At 59.2% G+C, this 14945-nt stretch carries 13 protein-coding genes and 1 tRNA gene; 10 read left to right on the top strand and 4 right to left on the bottom strand.

Annotated features, from left to right (window positions below; all coding sequences use genetic code 11):
* The first annotated feature begins 40 nt into the window (after nt 1-40).
* The gene (locus ACA070_RS00785) at nt 41-676 is read left to right on the top strand and encodes an NADH:ubiquinone oxidoreductase subunit N (RefSeq protein WP_461983427.1); all 636 of its coding nucleotides are present in this window, start codon (nt 41-43) and stop codon (nt 674-676) included.
* Between the two features lie 283 nt (nt 677-959).
* The gene (locus ACA070_RS00790) at nt 960-2465 is read left to right on the top strand and encodes a YdgA family protein (RefSeq protein ID WP_497449671.1); all 1506 of its coding nucleotides are present in this window, start codon (nt 960-962) and stop codon (nt 2463-2465) included.
* A gap of 76 nt (nt 2466-2541) precedes the next feature.
* Here the strand turns inward: ACA070_RS00790 and ACA070_RS00795 are convergent, their stop codons facing one another.
* Nucleotides 2542-4071 carry an FAD-dependent oxidoreductase gene (locus tag ACA070_RS00795; RefSeq protein ID WP_497449672.1) on the bottom strand — a complete coding sequence of 510 codons (1530 nt, stop codon included), beginning with the start codon at nt 4069-4071 and terminating at the stop codon, nt 2542-2544.
* A gap of 139 nt (nt 4072-4210) precedes the next feature.
* Between ACA070_RS00795 and ACA070_RS00800 the strand changes: the two genes are divergently transcribed.
* From ACA070_RS00800 to ACA070_RS00820, 5 genes are all read left to right on the top strand, one after another.
* On the top strand, nt 4211-4771 hold the full coding sequence (locus ACA070_RS00800) for a YbhB/YbcL family Raf kinase inhibitor-like protein (RefSeq protein WP_497449673.1): 561 nt from the start codon (nt 4211-4213) through the stop codon (nt 4769-4771).
* A gap of 88 nt (nt 4772-4859) precedes the next feature.
* On the top strand, nt 4860-6572 hold the full coding sequence (locus tag ACA070_RS00805) for a vWA domain-containing protein (protein ID WP_497449674.1): 1713 nt from the start codon (nt 4860-4862) through the stop codon (nt 6570-6572).
* A 1-nt stretch (nt 6573) separates the two neighbouring features.
* A complete protein-coding gene (locus tag ACA070_RS00810; protein WP_462029501.1) occupies nt 6574-7140 on the top strand; it encodes an RNA polymerase sigma factor in 567 nt (188 codons plus the stop codon).
* Nucleotides 7137-7766: a hypothetical protein gene (locus ACA070_RS00815; RefSeq protein ID WP_497449675.1), complete on the top strand. Its 630-nt coding sequence runs from the start codon at nt 7137-7139 to the stop codon at nt 7764-7766. Before ACA070_RS00810 ends, ACA070_RS00815 begins: the two co-directional genes overlap by 4 nt.
* A gap of 20 nt (nt 7767-7786) precedes the next feature.
* Nucleotides 7787-8053, top strand: coding sequence for a hypothetical protein (locus ACA070_RS00820; RefSeq protein WP_497449676.1), 267 nt, complete (start codon nt 7787-7789; stop codon nt 8051-8053).
* A gap of 25 nt (nt 8054-8078) precedes the next feature.
* On the opposite strand, the gene ACA070_RS00825 is transcribed toward ACA070_RS00820, so the two are convergent.
* Nucleotides 8079-8942, bottom strand: a complete 864-nt coding sequence (locus tag ACA070_RS00825) for a hypothetical protein (protein ID WP_497449677.1) — start codon at nt 8940-8942, stop codon at nt 8079-8081.
* A gap of 152 nt (nt 8943-9094) precedes the next feature.
* Nucleotides 9095-9171 (bottom strand) — tRNA-Arg (locus tag ACA070_RS00830).
* Nucleotides 9172-9520: 349 nt separating this feature from the next.
* Between ACA070_RS00830 and gabD the strand changes: the two genes are divergently transcribed.
* The 3 genes from gabD to ACA070_RS00845 all read left to right on the top strand — a co-directional run bounded on the left by gabD (nt 9521) and on the right by ACA070_RS00845 (nt 13779).
* Nucleotides 9521-10963, top strand: coding sequence for an NADP-dependent succinate-semialdehyde dehydrogenase (gene gabD / locus ACA070_RS00835; RefSeq protein ID WP_010464868.1), 1443 nt, complete (start codon nt 9521-9523; stop codon nt 10961-10963).
* Between the two features lie 185 nt (nt 10964-11148).
* The gene (gene gabT / locus ACA070_RS00840; RefSeq protein WP_497449678.1) at nt 11149-12426 is read left to right on the top strand and encodes a 4-aminobutyrate--2-oxoglutarate transaminase; all 1278 of its coding nucleotides are present in this window, start codon (nt 11149-11151) and stop codon (nt 12424-12426) included.
* Between the two features lie 138 nt (nt 12427-12564).
* A complete protein-coding gene (locus tag ACA070_RS00845; protein ID WP_497449679.1) occupies nt 12565-13779 on the top strand; it encodes an HDOD domain-containing protein in 1215 nt (404 codons plus the stop codon).
* Between the two features lie 135 nt (nt 13780-13914).
* Here ACA070_RS00845 and ACA070_RS00850 read toward each other — a convergent pair whose 3' ends face one another.
* A complete protein-coding gene (locus ACA070_RS00850; protein ID WP_497449680.1) occupies nt 13915-14904 on the bottom strand; it encodes a GGDEF domain-containing protein in 990 nt (329 codons plus the stop codon).
* Between the last annotated feature and the right edge of the window lie 41 nt (nt 14905-14945).

Genomic DNA, 14945 nt, shown 5'->3' on the forward strand with positions numbered 1-14945 from the left:
TTCATCGATCAAGGCTCGCGTTGGTCATGGGGATCTAATAATGAAAAACCCTTATGCTCCCGGCTTCTGGTGCGCTATCGCAGCATTGGTTCTGCTGTCGGCCACCTATTTCTACGGCATCATGCTGGCCCACCAGATCGACAAGGCGCTGGTGTTCCTCGACAGCGCCGCGGCGCTGATTGCCGTGATGGCAATCGTCGTGGTGGCCTGGGCTTCAGTCCAGGGCCAGCGCATCAAAAAAAGACAACTCGAACAAGGCAAGACCCTGGTGCTGATCTGGGACACCAAGGTGGCTTTGCGTCGGGTCGAAACGGTGTTTGACCGGTATTTCTGGGGCAGCTACTGGCAACCGGGGCGCACATTCCAGGAAGTCATGGGCGAACTCACCGGCACGCCGCTGGAAAAAAGCCTCGAGACCTTGAAGAAGCAATGTCTCGAGCTGGACAAGCAAGTCTGCGACGACGGCAGGCACTGGCTCAACAATGCCCGTGAACTCTCCGATGTTGCCACTGCGATGGCCCGTGAACGCTATCAGCTGGACTTCTGCGATCCGCGCGCGGAAGTGACGGGTGGGGCGGTGATTAATCGTGACTTTGAAGTGCTGGTGTATACGTGGACGGCGCGGCTCAAGAGCTTTGATCATCAGCTGGATGAGATGGAGGTCCAATACTCTTGAATTGATGTTGTCTGTACTGACGCCATCGCGAGCAGGCTCGCTCCCACAGGATTCGGCACAATCCCTGTGGGAGCGAGCCTGCTCGCGATGGCGATTTCATGCCCACCGAAACTATGGACCCTTGCACGCGGTCCATAGACACTCTTTAACCTTTAAACATTGGGCCGCCCGGTACGCCTGATGCTAATCTGCATCGCACTTTCAGCGCAGTCGCAACCGCAACCCGTCATGGGTTCAGGGAAGACGACCACATTTTCAACAACGGACATTGATCGGGTAATTCATGAATAAATCAGCAGGCGTGCTTCTTGGAATCGTCGTTGCCATCGGTGCAATCAGCGCCGGTGGTGCCTGGTACACCGGCACCAAAATCGAAGGCGTGCTGAACACCTCGATCGCCGACGCCAACAAAGAGCTGAAAGCCGCGCTGGTCGGTTCCAACGGCACAGCGACGCTGGAACTGGTGTCGCTGGAGCGTCACATTTTCAGCAGCACCGCGCACTACCGCCTCAAGGGCGAAGGTGAAATGTTTGGTGAAGCGCCGGTTGAGTTGCTGTTCGTCGACCACCTCGAACACGGGCCGCTGCCGTTCTCCCGTCTGGTGTCGCTGAAATGGCTGCCGGTCATGGCCACCAGTCACTACGAACTGGAAAGAACCCCAGCGACCGAAAAATGGTTCGCCGCTGCCAAGGACAAGTCGCCGCTCAAGGGCCTGGTCAATATCGGTTACGACGAATCCACCAACGGCACCCTTGAATTGCTGCCGCTGGACGTCGCGCTGGACGCCAAGTCCAACCTGAAATTTTCTGGTCTGAACCTCGATGTCGCGGCCAGCGCCCAGGCGCAGAAGGTCAAGGCCAACGGTTACATGGATACCCTGACGTTGACCACGGTGGCTGAAGACCAGACGCCGGTGAAGGTCGAGCTGAACGGCCTGACCATGGCCAGCAACCTGACCAAAAGCACCTACGGCTATTACATCGGCGACAACACCCTGGAGCTGACCGACAGCAAAACCACCTTCGGCGCCAAGCAGTCGGTCCTGGGCGTCAAGAAATTTGAAATGAAGAACCAGACCGAAGAATCGGGCACCAGCGCTTCGGGGCGTGCCGATTACAAGGTTGGCGAAGTGTCGTTGAATGGCAAGACTGTCGGCTCTGCGCAGATGGCCATGAGCCTGAAGAACCTCGACATGCCAGCAACCATGGCGTTGATGCAGATCTACCAGACCAAACTGCAGCCGTACGAAAAGGCTGCCGCTGAGGCCGCTGCCGCCGGTGAACCGGCCCCGGAACTGGTGTTGACCCCGGCCGAAGAGGCGCAGGTCAAAACCAATCTGGAAAAACTGCTCGCGGCTGGCCCGCAGGTGGCTTTGGAGAATCTGTCGTTCAAATCCACCAATGGTGAAAGCCGTGCCAACCTGGTGCTCGACTTGACTAAACCGCGGTCCATGGACCTGCCGCCAGACCAGTTGACCCAACAGCTGATCGCGCTGCTGGATTTCAATCTGCAAGTGTCCAAGCCAATGCTCGTTGACCTGCTTACCGTGCAATCGCAGATCGAAGGCCAGACCGACGCCAAGCTCATTGCCGATCAGGCAACGGCGACCGCGGACATGTTCAGCAGCATGGCCGTCGGTACGCAATTGGCCAAGCTGGAAGGCAACGACATCGTCACCAAATTGCACTACGCCAACAATCAGGTGGAATTCAATGGCCAGAAAATGACCGTTGAGCAATTTGTCGGGTTCGTGATGAGCAAGCTCGGCGGCGTTGCACCGATTCAGTAAAACCGCTCGCTTCAACGAAACGCCCGGCCTCTGCGACACGCAGACGCCGGGCGTTTTGCTGTCTGGCGTTTAAAACCTAATCAACGTCCCGAATCAGCCGCCACGCTTCATCCACCGGCAACGGCTGCTTCATCCGTTCAGCGAGCATCGCCATCGCCCGCTCTTTGTCGCAGGCAACAGCCGCCGCGACCACGCCGTTCCTGCTGAACAGGCCGATAAACGGAGGATGGTCAGGGTTGCCCTTGAACTCGACTTCGTCCCAGGTTTCGGCATGGCCGAGGTAGTCGTAGTTTTTACCGAAGTGCCAGGTCCAGAAATACGGTACGTCGAGGTAGTGTTCGTCGCCGCCCAGCATGTTCGCCGCGGCGATGCGTGCCTGTTGCTGGGCCAGGCGCCAGTGCTCGATCCGTTGCGGCTGGCCGTTAAGCGGGAAGGTCGCGATATCACCCGCCGCCCAGAGCCCTTCGGCCACGCGCATGCCGCCGTCTGCCTGCAGTGATCGATCTTTCTCTTTGGGCAATTCGGCAAACGGGTCCGTTGCCGGGCTGACACCGATGCCGACCAGCACCAGGTCCGCCGGCAAACGTTGACCGTTTTCCAGTTTCACCGCTTCGACCTTGTCCGTGCCTTCGATCTGCGCGGCTTCGCTGTCGGTATGGAACACCACGCCGTTGGCCTCGTGCAGGGCACGAATCGCCTTGCCGACCGCCTCGCCGAACTGCTTGGCGAACGGCACCGCGTGGCGGGCCAGAACGGTGACCTCCAGACCGTATTCGCGCAGGGCCGACGCGGACTCCAGGGCAATGAAGCTATCGCCGATGATCACCACCCGCTGGCCTGGTTTCGCAGCGTTCAGAATCCGCGTCGCCTGATCCTTGGAGCGCAACAGGAAGACTTGCGGCAAGTCGGCGCCGGGCAGCTCGAGGGGGTTGGGTGTGCCGCCGGTCGCGAGCAACGCCGCGTCATACGTCAGCGACTGACCGTCGGCCAGTCGCAGTGTTTTGTTGGCGGCATCCAGGCTCGCCACTTCACCGATTATTCGCTCGATCCGCTGCTCGCGGTAAAAGCTTTCGTCTCGTAGTGGCGGAATTTCTTCTGGCGGCATTTCCCCGGCAATCACGAATTTGCTCAGTACCGTCCGGTCGTAGCCGGCATCGGCTTCACGGTCGATCAACACGACGCGGCCGCCGAAGCCTTTCTCACGCAATGCCGCCGCACCTGCCGTGCCGGCGGCACCGGCACCGACGATCACAAACGTGCGCTCATCATCGGCCGGCGGGGTGTGGGGATCCGATAGCGGCTGATCGTCGACCCAGACCTCGTCATCGCGCATTTCCAGGGGGTAGCGCTTGAGGCTGTCCAGAGACGGCGGTTCACACAATCCACCATCTTCGATCCGATACGCGGCCTTGTGCCACGGGCAGATCAGGCGCCCGTGACACAGCGCACCCTCGGCCAGCGGCGCCCCGGCGTGGGGGCATTCGCCTTGATAGGCGCGCAATTGATCGCCGACCCGCAGCAAAACGATTTTGGTGTCCGCGATCCGTACTTCCAGGCCTCGGTTTTCGGGCACATCGGCGAAACGGGCGACGCGGTGCAGGGCCATGATCACTCTCCAGGCAGGCGATTCTCTTAAGAGTTTGGCGCTTGACCCGAGGTTCAGCCAATTCCCGCTGCCACCGCACGAACGGTACAGTTATAGTTCGCAAGCCGAAGAAGGCCCCATCCGCACAAGGTGCTCCGGAATGACCCGATTGACCTCTCTGAACCCTTGGCTGGCGGCCGTTGCAGTCGCCCTTTGCGTGCAATTTCCGGCGCAGGCCCAGGAGCGTTTCACCCTGAATATCCCGGGTGTCACGGATGACCGGCTGTTCACCTCGGCCGCCGCCAGCGATGCCCCGGGTTGCGGCGGGCACAACGCGTCACCGGCGCTGAACTGGAACGCCGGCCCGGCGGGCACCTTGAGCTATGCCATCGTCATGCACGATCCCGACGGCCAGAAAGGTCAGGGTGTCGATCACTGGGTGCATTACGGCATCAAAGCCTCGACGCACCAGATTGCGGCCGGTGTCGGCGCAAAATCCGCCCTTGAAGGCGTCGGCGGCACCAACAGCAAAGGCACCACCGGTTACGTCGGTCCTTGCCCGCCGGTTGGCGACAGTGCGCATCACTACATTATTCAGCTCTACGCGCTGGACCTCGCTCCGGACGCCTTGCACGCCGGCCTGACGCGCGCGCAGTTTCTAGAGAAAATCAAAGGCCATGTGCTGAAAAACAGCAGCGTGGTGCGGCGTTATCACCGCTGAAATTAATTTTCGGCCGGTTTAACCCGAACCTGAAGGGGGGCTCGTCTCAGAGGATGAATGGATCAATTTCCTCCTGAGGTCAGCCCCCATGTCCCTCCCTCTGCACTTCCTCCGCCCGGCCACCCAGGGTTTCGCCGTCGGGCTGCTGCTGGCCGTTGCCGGTTGCGGCGTTTCGTCCAAACCTGATTCCGCCGTGGTGTCGCCACCGGCTCAAGGTGCAATGCAGACTGAGGCGCTGGTGCGCAACGAGTCCGTTGCGGCGGATGCCTCGATGGCCAAACGCAGTGTGCGTCCGGCACCCATTGCAGGCTATGCGCCGATGCCGGCGGGCGAGGCATCCCCGCAGGGTTATCGGGATGAGCAGCGCGAGCAATATCAGGCACTGGCGGATAACCCGATTCACAGCGTGGCCGAGACACCGGTCTCAACCTTCAGCGCTGACGTCGATACCGGTGCTTACGCCAATGTCCGCCGCTTGCTGAATCATGGACACCTGCCGCCCGATGGCGCGGTGCGGCTGGAGGAAATGGTCAATTACTTTTCCTACGACTACGCATTGCCCACGGACGGTTCGCCCTTCGGCGTGACCACCGAGCTGGCACCGTCGCCGTGGAACCCGCATACCCGTTTGCTGCGCATCGGCATCAAGGCTTCGGACCGCGCGGTAGCGGAACTGGCCCCGGCCAACCTGGTGTTTCTGGTGGACGTGTCCGGCTCGATGGACCGTCGCGAAGGTCTGCCGCTGGTCAAAAGCACGCTGAAATTGCTGGTCGATCAACTGCGCGAGCAGGACCGGGTTTCGCTGGTGGTCTACGCCGGCGAATCGCGTGTGGTACTGGAGCCGACTTCCGGACGGGAAAAAGCGAAAATTCGCACAGCGATCGATCAATTGACCGCCGGTGGCTCGACAGCCGGTGCCTCGGGTATCGAACTGGCTTATCAGATGGCGCAGCAGGCCTTCATCGCCAAAGGCATCAACCGCATCCTGCTGGCCACTGACGGTGACTTCAACGTTGGCATCAGCGACTTCGACAGCCTCAAGCAAATGGCTGTGGATAAACGCAAGACCGGCGTTTCCCTGACCACGCTGGGTTTTGGTGTGGATAACTACAATGAACACCTGATGGAACAACTGGCCGACGCCGGCGATGGCAACTACGCCTACATCGACAATCTGCGCGAGGCGCGCAAGGTGCTGGTGGATCAGCTCGGTTCGACCCTCGCGGTGGTGGCGAAGAACGTGAAGCTGCAAGTGGAGTTCAACCCGGCGCAGGTCAGCGAATATCGGCTGCTGGGGTATGAGAATCGGGCGTTGAAGCGTGAAGATTTCAGCAACGACAAAGTCGATGCCGGTGAAATCGGTGCAGGACACACGGTGACAGCGTTGTATGAAATTGTGCCCAAGGGTGAGAAAGGCTGGCTGGAGCCGCTGCGGTATGGCAAGTCTGAGTCGGCTGCTTCTGGTACAACCGGGGAATTGGCGATGCTGCGTGTGCGTTATCAGTTGCCGGAAGGTGGGAACAGTCGCCTGATCGAGCGGCCGATCGCGGGTACTTCGGAAGGCATAGCCAGTGATGACCTGCGATTTGCGGCGGCCGTGGCAGCGTTTTCCCAGCAGCTCAAGGACGGGCGTTACACCGGTGATTTCAGCCTCAAGGACACCGAGGCATTGGCACGCGGTGCACGGGGTGACGACCGATTCGGTCTGCGGGCAGAGTTCGTGCAGTTAGTCGAGTTGGCGCAGAGCCTGCGGACCACCACCGCCTCCAACAGTGAGCCGCATAAAGGAGATTACAACTGACATGTCAGCGCCTGAACCGAGCGACGAATCGCTGCTGGCCCGGTATCGCGCAGGCGACGGGCCAGCGTTCGAGATTCTCTACGCCCGTCATCGCCAGGGCCTCTACCGGTTCCTCTTCGGTTTGAGCGGCAAGCCCGAACTGGCCGAAGAGGTTTACCAGGAAACCTGGCTAAGCCTGATCCGCAGCACCAGTCAGCCACAAGGCCGGGCGAATTTTCGTACATGGCTGTTTCAGATTGCCCGCAATCGATTGATCGACCACTGGCGCAAACATGGAATCCACAACCCTTTGCACGACAGCTATGACGAACAGACCCACGCCGTGATTGATGAGGCGACCGACCCGGAGCAACTGCTGAGCCTGAGCCGCGACAGCCAGCGCCTCGAAGCCGCCCTGCAAAACCTGCCCGCCGACCAGCGCGAAGTGTTCCTGCTGCGCGCCCACGGCGATCTCGACCTGCCGCAGATCGCCACCCTCACCGAAACACCCCTGGAAACCGTCAAGAGTCGCTTGCGCTACGCCCAGCAAAAACTGCGTCGGCTGCTGGCCGAGGAGGTACTGACATGACTGACGCCCGCAAAACACCGGAAGACGAAGTGGTGAAGCATTTTCGTGAACACGCGGCTGGCCAACCACCGGCCCATCTCGACGCGTACATTCTGGCCACCGCACACCGTGAAACGCCTGCGCCGAAACCGAACCTGTGGCAACGCTGGGTCCAGGCCTGCCAGAAACCCCGTTGGCAAGTCGCGTTCGCCAGCCTCGTTGGCGTCGCGCTGATGCTGGCGCTGGTGCAACGTACGCCTGAGCAAGTGCCAACCTACGATTCCACCCCGGCGCCCAAAACCTCGTCTTTTGCGGCCAAGAAAGAAGCCGCAGAAGCACCTGAATCAGTTGCCCGCTCAATGGCTGCCCCCGCCGGCGCGATGTCTGCGCCTGCGCCTGCGGCACCCATGGCCGAGTTGGCGGCACCCGCACAGAACGAATCGATCAGCGCTGACATGGCTGAAGAAGCGAAGGTCAGCAAACGCTTCGCGGCCCCACAGAAGTTCCTCGACGACCAATTACGGGAGGTAATCCGTTTGCAAAATGCCGGTCAAACTAAAGCGGCTGATGAGCTGATGGCGACATTGCACAAACGCTTTCCCAAGGAAAACCTCGCCGCCCGACTCAAAAATTTGCAGAAAAACTAAGAGGCAAAGCGCCCAGCGATTTGGCATCAATCCCCGAAAGCGCGCACTATCGGGCCATAGCCGATGCGTTGGAGGAAGCCGTGGCGAAAAAAATCGATCGCATCGCCCAAATGCTCAACTGCCCTGTGAAGGGCAAGGAATTGCGGCGAGCAGTGACGGAGAGTCGAAAGGAGTTTCTTCTGGCTAAGCAGGCAGAAGAGGCGCTGGAGGAGGACGTCCTTGATGAGGAAGAGGTTGAGGACGAAGAGGATGATGAGTACGACGAGTTTGATTGGACGACGGAGTGAAAAAACCGCTTAGGCGGTTTTTTTATCAGCAGTGCCAGTATTTCTGGACTCGATGACTTCCGATCACATTACTGATGGTTACATGAAGAGCCACACATTCAATGATGCAGTCGGAACCTATTCTCATGCGTAAGTAGCTACCCGTCTTTAGCGGTGTCAACGACGCGCTTATCGGGCCATCAAATTTACTGCCGCGTACTTCCATTTCACTAATGCCCGTGACCGAGACATCAAGCTCACAGTATGTGAATGCCGTGCTAGGTGGCCAATGGGAGGGGCGAAACATCAGACTGTTTAAATAGCCTTCGGCGCTTAACGTCAGATGTTCACCTAGTCGAACGGGTCCCTTGGTCTTAAGGTCGGAGGGAGTGATCGCAAGATTAAAAACATCTTTCCAGGCCTGAAAGTTGTCCACTCTGAACAGCCAATCCGAAGATCCAAGGTCACGCTCGGGTATTTCTCTGCAACTCTGCAGAGTTGGAAGACTGGAACGCTGCAGATCTTCATGCCAGACCTCTTTGGCGGTATCCCTGATGGCCTGAAATAAACCTCGAGGGTCGTCAATTTCTGGCCAGTCAGACGGCCACTCCCACGAGTAGAAATCATATTCATCTTCATCTTCTTCCCAGATGGAAGCGAAGTCGAAATTCGGATCGGCGAGTGCTTCCTCGAGCAAATCAAATTGAGCCTTGCGATGTCGAAAATTTTCGTCGGGATACGACTTCAGACAATACCTTCTGATAAACAGGTCACGATCCACTGGATTATTGGGGTCGTACTTACTCAGCTCCTCATTTATTGCCTCCGATCTACGACAAACATCGAAGCAGCCGATGAAGTAGGCGAGGTTAGGTTGGTAAGGTTGAAGGTGAAATCGATCAAGCAACATGCGGCATCCCGTCCAATTTAAGGCATGTATCAGAGCCTCAATTGGAGTGGGGTGGTAGGTCAAAAATGTATCGACATTTTTTCTGCTTGAAATAGCACCCACAAAAAAGCCCCAGACCCATCGGGTCTGAGGCTTTCTCGTTTCTACTATTATGGTGCACCAGGCGGGATTCGAACCCACGACCCCTGCCTTCGGAGGGCAGTACTCTATCCAGCTGAGCTACTGGTGCAAGCGGGCGCCATGATACTCATATGCACCGCGGGCGTCCATGCTGCTGAATCGACTGTGGTTTTCGCAACCGTAACAACCGTTTGCTACGTTGATCAGAAAAATTAGGCAAATGCGCCGTTTTCGTTCTTTTTTTCGAACAGAGTCTTGTCCTTTAGGCTCTTTGATCCTACGATCCGTTTGAGATTTCAAACGCTCTTGTCTGGGTGCTGAACCGCACGAGTTTCGAACAGTGCGCTATTTATGTGCTTCAGCCCGGTGAATGATTTCCCTGACGGCAGCCTACAAGGCGCCTTTCTACAATCATAATTCGCTCCGCGCTGGTCGCGGTGCTGTTAAGGAAAGCCGACATGCAGCTTAAAGACACCCAGTTGTTCCGCCAGCAAGCCTTCATCGATGGCGCTTGGGTTGATGCGGACAATGGTCTGACGATCAAGGTCAACAACCCGGCAACGGGCGAAATTCTGGGCACTGTGCCGAAAATGGGCGCTGCCGAAACCCGCCGTGCAATCGAAGCCGCTGACAAAGCGCTGCCGGCCTGGCGTGCACTGACCGCCAAGGACCGCGCGAACAAGCTGCGTCGCTGGTTCGAACTGATCATCGAAAACCAGGACGACCTCGCTCGCCTGATGACCCTGGAGCAGGGCAAGCCATTGGCCGAAGCCAAGGGCGAAATCGTTTACGCCGCTTCCTTTATCGAGTGGTTCGCCGAAGAAGCCAAGCGCATCTACGGTGACGTGATTCCGGGCCACCAGCCAGACAAGCGCCTGATCGTGATCAAGCAGCCAATCGGCGTGACCGCTGCCATCACCCCGTGGAACTTCCCGGCCGCGATGATCACCCGTAAGGCTGGTCCAGCACTGGCCGCCGGTTGCACCATGGTGCTCAAGCCTGCTTCGCAAACCCCATTTTCCGCATTCGCTTTGGCTGAACTGGCCCAGCGTGCCGGCATTCCTGCCGGTGTGTTCAGCGTTGTGACCGGCAGCGCCGGCGACATCGGCAGCGAGCTGACCAGCAACCCGATCGTACGTAAATTGTCCTTCACTGGCTCGACCGAAATCGGTCGCCAACTGATGGCTGAATGCGCCAAGGACATCAAGAAAGTGTCCCTGGAACTGGGTGGCAACGCGCCGTTCATCGTGTTCGACGACGCGGACCTGGATAAGGCCGTCGAAGGCGCGATCATTTCCAAGTACCGCAACAACGGCCAGACCTGTGTCTGCGCCAACCGTCTGTACATTCAGGATTCGGTCTACGACGCGTTCGCCGAGAAGCTGAAAGTGGCTGTGGCCAAACTCAAGATCGGCAACGGTCTGGAAGAAGGCACCACCACGGGTCCGCTGATCGACGAAAAAGCCGTGGCCAAGGTTCAAGAGCACATTGCTGACGCGATCAGCAAAGGCGCAACCGTTCTGGCGGGTGGCAAGGTCATGGAAGGTAACTTCTTTGAGCCGACCATCCTGACCAACGTGCCGAAGAACGCTGCCGTGGCCAAGGAAGAAACCTTCGGTCCATTGGCGCCGCTGTTCCGCTTCAAAGACGAAGCCGAAGTGATCGCGATGTCCAACGACACCGAGTTCGGTCTGGCTTCGTACTTTTATGCTCGCGACCTGGGCCGTGTGTTCCGTGTGGCGGAAGCCCTGGAATACGGCATGGTCGGCGTCAACACCGGGTTGATCTCCAACGAAGTCGCGCCGTTCGGCGGCATCAAGGCGTCGGGGCTGGGCCGTGAAGGCTCCAAGTACGGCATCGAAGATTACCTGGAAATCAAATACCTCTGCCTGGGCATCTAAGCTCGGCAGACGGGAATGCAATAAGCGGAAAGGGCACGAGAGCGCTGTCCCTTTCTGCGCTTCAAACGGAATTTTCTCTGTGGCCGGGAACGCTGTGGCAGTCGATCATCGCATGCTGCCGTAGTTGCCTCCCCGCCGCATTTTCCTTGAACCACGCCGCCCGATGAGCGGTGAATGAGGACTTTATGAGCAAGACTAACGCATCCCTGATGAAACGCCGCGAAGCCGCTGTACCACGCGGTGTTGGCCAGATTCACCCGATCTTCGCCGAGTCCGCGAAGAACGCCACCGTGACCGACGTTGAAGGTCGCGAGTTCATCGACTTCGCCGGCGGTATCGCCGTACTGAACACCGGTCACCTGCACCCGAAAATCATCGCCGCGGTGACCGAGCAGCTGAACAAGTTGACCCACACCTGCTTCCAGGTGCTGGCCTACGAACCGTACGTAGAGCTGTGCGAAAAAATCAACGCCAAGGTGCCAGGTGATTTCGCCAAGAAAACCCTGCTGGTGACCACCGGTTCCGAAGCCGTTGAAAACGCCGTGAAGATCGCCCGTGCCGCCACTGGCCGTGCCGGCGTGATCGCGTTCACCGGCGCTTACCACGGTCGCACCATGATGACCCTGGGCCTGACCGGTAAAGTCGTGCCTTACTCGGCCGGCATGGGCCTGATGCCAGGCGGCGTGTTCCGCGCGCTGTACCCGAACGAATTGCACGGTGTGAGCATCGACGACTCGATCGCCAGCATCGAACGCATCTTCAAGAACGACGCCGAGCCGCGTGACATTGCTGCCATCATCATCGAGCCGGTTCAGGGCGAAGGTGGTTTCTACGTCGCGCCTAAAGAATTCATGAAGCGCCTGCGTGCCCTGTGCGACCAGCACGGCATCCTGCTGATCGCTGACGAAGTGCAGACGGGCGCTGGCCGTACCGGCACCTTCTTCGCCATGGAACAGATGGGCGTTTCTGCCGACCTGACCACTTTCGCCAAATCCATCGCTGGCGGTTTCCCGTTGGCCGGTGTGTGCGGCAAAGCCGAATACATGGACGCCATTGCTCCAGGCGGCCTGGGCGGCACCTACGCCGGTAGCCCGATCGCTTGCGCCGCGGCTCTGGCCGTGATGGAAGTGTTCGAAGAAGAACACCTGCTGGACCGCTGCAAGGCTGTTGGCGAGCGTTTGGTCACTGGCCTGAAAGCCATCCAGGCCAAGTACCCGGTAATCGGCGAAGTCCGTGCCCTGGGCGCGATGATCGCGGTCGAGCTGTTCGTCGACGGCGACAGCCACAAGCCAAACGCTGCCGCTGTGGCATCGGTAGTGGCCAAGGCTCGCGACAAAGGTCTGATCCTGCTGTCTTGCGGCACTTACGGCAACGTTCTGCGCGTCCTGGTACCGCTGACTTCGCCGGACGAGCAACTGGACCAAGGTCTGGCAATCATCGAAGAGTGCTTCTCCGAGCTCTGATTGCCAAGTGTGACCTGATCGACAAAAAACCCGCTTCGGCGGGTTTTTTTTCGCCTCTTGAAACACATTGAGGGCATTTGATCTGTATCGAACCGCGAGCGTTGACTAAGGTTCAAGCATTGCGAGGGAGCGTGTTGCATGACTGCCGTAGATTTGCCCGCTGTACCGAGAGTCTTGATCGCCGAGGCCGATCCTTGGTCTCGGGACCTGCTCAAGCACGTGTTGTTGAGTGTGCGCTGCGATGCACGGCTGGATTTGTGTTCCGATGGCCAGCAAGCGCTGGAGTTGTTGGCGGAAAATCCGTACGACCTGGTGATCGTCGACTGGGAGCTGCCGGGCGTCGATGGCCTGAATGTTTTGCGCAACGTGCGTCAACGCAAGCGCAATCCGCCGCTGCCCTTCATTCTGATGAGCAGCCGCAACGACAGCGCCAGTGTGCGCGAAGCCTTGCCCCTGTCGCCCACGGCGTATCTGACCAAACCCCTGGACATGGAAGGCCTGACCCACCGCCTGCAAGAATTGCTGGTGAATGCCGGAGAGGAGGTTGCCTGCGAGGTGCCAACGCTGGCGCCCGGCATGACCTTGTCGGTGTACCTGGACCGTCGCCGTGAACAGGCGGAGGGTGCGCCGTTGATGACCGACGTGCAGGTGGCGATCAAGCGCAGCCTTAATCCCAATGGCCTTGATCTGACCCGGTTGGGAGACGAAATCCGCACCGATCCGCAGGTCACCGCTGTGCTGATCGCCGCTGCCAACAGCGCGGCTCATCACCTGGGTGACGCCGTACAAACCCTGTCCCAGGCGTTGCATCGCTTGGGCACCGGACAAAGCATGAACCTGATTCTGGGGCTGGCGCTCAAGCGCAGTGCCCGGCTCAGCGATCCGTACCTGGCGGACTACGCCGAGCGTTTCTGGGAGTTGTCGCTGCACACCGCCGAATACGCCCGCACCCTGGCGCGCTTGCTGGACCTGGATCAGGAGCGCTGTTATTGCGCGGGCATGCTGCATTGCCTCGGCGACCTCGCCCTGCTGAGGTGTTTGCAGGAATGGAAGCAGGCCGGTGGCGAGCTGGATGAATGGGAGGAGGTGGGAGAGGCTTTGGCCGACTTCGGGGCGGCCTACGGTTCGGCGCTGCGCGCTCGTTGGCGTCTGCCGCTGGAGTTGCGAGAGCTGATTGCAGCGGTCTACCAGCTCGGTGGCGGGGTTTACTCCCGCGAAGCGCTGGTGATGAACATTGCTGCACAACTGGCGCGCCTGACCGAGCATGAGGGCATTGAGGCATTGGCCAAGTGCCGGACTGCGCGGTTGCTCAAGATTGGCTTGCCGGAATTGATGCGGTTGCGCAAAAAGTAAACCTCACACGAAACCCTTGTGGGAGTGAGCCTGCTCACGATAGCGGTGTATCAGTCAACCTCTACGCTGGCTGACACGCCGCTATCGCGAGCAGGCTCACTCCCACAGGGTTTTGTGTTGAATATGAGGTTGCGGTTAGCCCGAGATAATGCGGTTTTTGCCCTGGCGCTTGGCTTCATACATCGCCGAATCTGCGCGGGCGAACACGCTGTCGAGGGTATCGTCCTCCGCGGTCAGGCTGGTCAAGCCCTGGCTGACGGTGATGCCGAACGTCTGGTCGTCATGGCTGAAGCTCAATTGCTGAATCTGCCGCTGCAGGCGCTCGGCGACTTGCATGGCCATGTCGGGTGCGCAGCCGGGGAACACCGCTGCGAATTCCTCGCCACCGATCCGACCGAAAAAATCCCCCCGGCGTAATGCGGCATGACCGCTCTCGGCGATTCGTTGCAGTACGTTGTCGCCGGCTTGATGGCCGTAGGTGTCGTTGACCACTTTGAAGTCATCGATGTCCAGCAACAGGAACGCCATCGGCGCGCCTTGCTTGCGCGCTTGCGCAAACTCGCGTTGGGCGCATTCGAAGAAGTGCCGGCGATTGCTGCTTTGCGTCAGCACGTCGGTGGTGGCCAGGCGCTGCAGCTCGGCCTCCATCCGTTTCTTTTCGGTGATGTCTTCGGCGATCCCGACGATGATCACCGGTTGGCCCGGCTCGGCCTGACGGTTGATGAAGCATTTGTCGCTGAGCCAGCGCACCTGGCCGTCGGCGGCGATGATGCGGTATTCACGGTCTTCGACGGCGCCTTTGACCAGGACTTCGGCCAGGCTGCGCTCGGCGTATTCCAGGTCGTCGGGGTAAATGCTGTCGCGCCATTCGTTGTAGTCGGACAGCAACAGGCCTGCGGAACGGCCAAAAATCCGTTCATAGGCCGGGCTGACGTATAGAACCTGACGGGTTTCCCAATTGAATGCCCAAAGCACCGCGTTGACGCTCACCAGCAGGGAGCTGAACAGCTGCTCGCGTTCGCTCAGGCGTGCCACTTCGCCCTGGGCATGCATGAGTGCCATCAGAGTTTGAGCGGCGTCCGGCCACTGAGGGAGGTTTGAGTCTTGTGGGGTTTTGGGGACCATCGGGACAAATCTCAAAGGGCGTGCGCCGCTTGAGTTTCGAA

Source organism: Pseudomonas sp. LBUM1678 (genome assembly GCF_059695575.1).